The 4,153-nt window shown below is 61.4% G+C and carries 3 protein-coding genes; 1 reads left to right on the forward strand and 2 read right to left on the reverse strand.

Translation table 11 applies throughout. The features are described 5' to 3' along the window. Positions 1 to 123 precede the first annotated feature (123 nt). The gene (locus U5709_RS03860) at positions 124 to 1,653 is read right to left on the reverse strand and encodes a DUF5605 domain-containing protein (RefSeq protein WP_321972478.1); all 1,530 of its coding nucleotides are present in this window, start codon (positions 1,651 to 1,653) and stop codon (positions 124 to 126) included. A 160-nt stretch (positions 1,654 to 1,813) separates the two neighbouring features. After that, positions 1,814 to 3,106, reverse strand: coding sequence for an MFS transporter (locus tag U5709_RS03865; RefSeq protein WP_321972479.1), 1,293 nt, complete (start codon positions 3,104 to 3,106; stop codon positions 1,814 to 1,816). Between the two features lie 212 nt (positions 3,107 to 3,318). Between U5709_RS03865 and U5709_RS03870 the strand changes: the two genes are divergently transcribed. Further along, positions 3,319 to 3,933 carry a TetR/AcrR family transcriptional regulator gene (locus tag U5709_RS03870; RefSeq protein ID WP_321972480.1) on the forward strand — a complete coding sequence of 205 codons (615 nt, stop codon included), beginning with the start codon at positions 3,319 to 3,321 and terminating at the stop codon, positions 3,931 to 3,933. The last annotated feature ends 220 nt before the right edge of the window (positions 3,934 to 4,153 follow it).

Below are 4,153 nucleotides of genomic sequence, written 5' to 3' on the forward strand. Positions count from 1 at the left end.
CAAAACCCTCAAAAGCAGGAGGCCTTCGGTCATCGGGGCGCCGAAGACCGTCCCCAAACCGCTGCAGAAAGGGGACTGTCCCCTATCGGCAGGTCGATAAGACGCAGGGGCTGCCCTCTTGTCTTATTCGACGACGCGAAGACGCAGCGCCAGGTACTGCTTGCTGGGCAGGTCGATGCTGAACTTGCCCTCGAAGGTGCCGGGGAAGGTCTCGACGGTCATGTTCCATGTGTCGATGACGTCCACAGTGTACTTCTTGCCCTCGGCGGCCTCGAACTCGCGGTACGCCGGGCGGAAGAAGCCCAGGTAGATAACGACGTCGTCCTCGCCCTTACCGTGATCGTTGCTGTAGACGGTGATGTCCCAGGTCTGCGTGCCAACGGCAAACGGAGTCTCATCGGGCATCCAGTCCATGTCGCCCGGCAGGCTTTCGAAGAACTTGCGGCAGAAGCCGATGCGTGACGGGGAGTCGCCGTAGAGCTTGCCGCCGTGCGCCCACCAGAGCTTGGGCCCGCGGTCGACGTAGGTCTCGCCGTGCGTGACGTAGCCGCCGCGCATGCAGCCCTCCCAGAAGCGGCGCACCTCTTCCTCGGCGGTCAAGTTGCCCCAGCCCCAGTTGATGTTGCCCTCGTAGCCGACCTCGTCGATAAGCACCGGCTTGCCGTACTGGCGGCGTAGGTCGATGACGCACTCGGAAGTGCGCTGCAGGTCGCAACGCTGCCAGCTCACGTGAGTGATCCAGGAGTGGTTATGGTCGAAGATCTCGCGACAGTTGTGGATGGAGCGCAGGTGGCCGTAGGGGTCGTTGGCCATGATCACGCGTGCGTACTGGTCCCAGTCCTCGGCGGTCTTCCAGGGAAGAAGGTCCCACTCGTTGGCGAGGCTCCACCAGATGTTCTTGTAGGCGGACAGGCGGCGCGTGACGTAGCGCAGGTAGAAGATGTCCTCTTCCTTGGTCATGCGGCTAAAGCCCCAGTCCTCGGGCTTGTCGTAGGGGTGCAGCACGATGAGGTCGCACTCGATGCCGAGCTCGTCGAGCTGGGCCACGCGGTGCTCGAAATTCTCCCAGAACGCCTCATTGAAGCGGGCGTGGTCGAAGTTGCCTTTCTCGCCCTGGTAGGCGTACATCGCGGGATCGTCCACGTTGTAGTCGTAGAACTTGGGGAAGACGCACATGCGAATCTTGTTGAAGGGATTCTCGGCAAGAGTCTTCAGGGTCTCTTCCTGGCACTCCGGCTCTTGGTTGACCCAGGCGTAGCAGGTGGTGCCGAAGGGGTAATAACGAGTGCCGTCCTCATAGGCGAAGTTGAAGTCCTCGTCGGTAGAAAAGACGTCGGTGTGGGGCAAAACGTCCTTGGCAAGAAGCACGCGGCCGTGGTTGTTCTCAGTCGCGGGCGTGGCCTCAAAGCTGCCCGTGATGCCAGCGAGCTGCGGGTCGTTGGAAGCGGTCACGTAATTCCAGGTGCCAGCAAGGCGCGGCATGAAGTTGACGGCGTAGTTGCCGTTGTCCTTGTAGAAGCCGCCCGCGACGACGGACTCGGAGCCGTCCGCCAGGGTAAAGGTAGCGGAGAGCTCGACGTCGGCGTAGGGGTTGCCGTCGGACGTGCCCTCGAGAGCGAGGGTAAAGACCTTGTACTGCTCGACGGTCTGCATGATAAGAACCTCCTTTGGGTCCTCGGGTATTCTAGGCGCCCCGCCGGCGGGAGGGGGACCCGCCGGCGGGAAAGGAAAGGGAAGATCTCGAACTTGGGTGCGCTTCGCTGTAGGCTCGGCGCCGGTAGTGCCTTGACGTGCGGTTTATTGCACTGGTTTCTTACTTGGCGCTCTTGATCATCATGACGAAGATAAAGCCCACGGCCATGAGGACGATGGAGATCGGGAAGGTGAGGAAGTAGGAGCCAGTGGCAACGACGATGGACGAGGTGACGAGGGGCCCAAGGATCTGGCCGATGGTGTTGGCCATGTTGAGGATGCCGAGGTCCTTGCCGGCCTCCTCCTTGTTGGGCAGGACGTCGATGTTCAGGGCCTGGTCGACGGAGGAGTAGATGCCGTAGCCGAGGCCGGCGCACAGGGCGAAGCCGTACATGCCGAAGACGGACTTGAGCAGCCACGGGGCGGCGACGCCGACGCACATGAGGATGGTGGCGACGAGGATGATCGGCTTGCGGGCGCCGATCTTGTCGGAGATGGCGCCGGAGGTGAGCGAGGCGACGAACGAAACGATCATGATGAGCACGGACATGGAGGCGAGGACGGTGCCGGCCTCAACGGTGCCCAGGCCGATGTACTTCTCGAGGATGTAGAGCTGGTAGCCGTTGATGCAGAAGTAGCCGAAGATGAGGAGCAGGCGGCCGAAGAGGGCCAGGTAGAAGTCGCGGCAGTTCTTGGTCGGCGGGACGAACATCATGAGCAGGCTCTTGAGCTCGAGCTTCTCGGCGGTCTCGCCCTCGGCAAGAGCGGCGGACTTCTCCTTAGGCCAGATGATGATGGCGAGCACGCCGGTGCAGAACCAAGCCACGGTGCCGATGACGAAGCCGGGAACGGGGTTGGTGAGGAACTGGGTGCCGATGATGGTGCCGACGGACTGGCCGACGGTGGAGCCGCCACCGTAGAAGGCGGATAGCGTGCCGCGCTTGTTCAGCGGGATGCGGTCGGACAGGATGGCCACTGCCGGGGCGAGCATGCAGTTGAGGCCGATCTGCAACAAGCACCAGAAGGCGACGATGGTCGCGAGCGACTCGGCGTTCGCGGTGAGCCAGAAGGCGATGCCGCAGATGAAGCCGCCGACGATGACGAACGGGGTACGCTTACCGAAGCGAGAGTGACAGTGATCGGAGAGCGCGCCGAAGACCAGGTTGGACACGAGGGCGAAGACCATGCCGACGGTGTTCATGGTGGCGAGGATGGTCTCGCCGGACATCCCGATATTTAGGTTGTTGAAACGCTCGGGGAACAGGACGTTGGAGCCGATGGTGCCCGACATCATCCACATGATGCCGAAGATGATGAAGCCGACCATGAAGCGAAGCGTGTCGCTCTTGGACATCGGCTTGCCGGTGTCAGGGGCGATCGTGTTCGGGTCGATCGTTGTGTCTTGCGTGGACATAACCTAATCTCCTTCCGTTTTTAGTTAGTACTTAGTAAGTACTCCGTGGCTCCAATATAAATGTGGTTAGTGGTTAGTAAGCATTTAGTGCGGTGAACGGTCGACATCAGTCGCTTAGTGGTTACTAAGCAGGAAATTGAAGCGTTTCAGTATCGATATTGAAGACACAAAAGGGGTAGCATCGGTTTTGGAAAGCTACGAGTGGAGGGCCGATGGCCAAGCAAAGAAGCGCCGCAGCGCAGGAACGCCTGCAGCAGATCGTCGACGCGGCGGTCGAGATTATCAACGAGGACGGCTACAGCGGCCTTTCGCTACAGGCCGTGGCAGACCGCGTGGGCATCACGCAGCCGGGCGTCCTGCACTACGTCGGCAGCAAGAAAGGCCTACTCAACGAGGTCATCGAGTATTACTACGACACACACGACGGCGCCGTGGAGTACCTCAAGCTTTTTGAGCCGGGGCAGCTCTTCGAGGGCAAGCAGCCGAAGATCCCGGAGTACTGCCGCCTTTTGGTCGAGCAGAACGCCGGCCGCCGCGAGCTCGTCATGCTCTTCCAGGTGCTGAACACCGAGGCGATATCGCCCAAGAGCCCCGCACACGAGTACTTTAACAAGCGCTCCAGGAACATCTCGAACCCCGAGGTCGACCACCACTGGGCGGTGCCCGCGGGCGTTGATGCCCAGCTCACGGCGTCGTGCGCCATGGCCGCGATGTACGGCCTCGAGGGGCGCTGGCTCGCGCGCCCCGACGAGATAGACTACATGGCTGAGTGGGCCAAGTGGGAGGATGTCCTCTTCCCGCTTCCGCTGTGGGAGGGCTACCGCTAGGCCGTGACGCGTTTCGGGCGCCGTTTGGGTGCCGCGTGAGCGCTGTTCAGGCCTCCCCTCTCCTGTTTTCGAGGGTTTTGCGCCGCTGGGTTTTGGGCCACGACGCATAACCCCCGAAAACAGGAGAAACCTTTCCTGCTTTTGAGGGTTATGCGTCCTGCACCAAAAACGCGCGGCGCAAAACCCTCAAAAGCAGGAGGCCTTCGGTCATCGGGGCGCC

The sequence above is a fragment of the Paratractidigestivibacter sp. genome (assembly GCF_963660155.1).
Classification (GTDB): Bacteria; Actinomycetota; Coriobacteriia; order Coriobacteriales; family Atopobiaceae; genus Paratractidigestivibacter.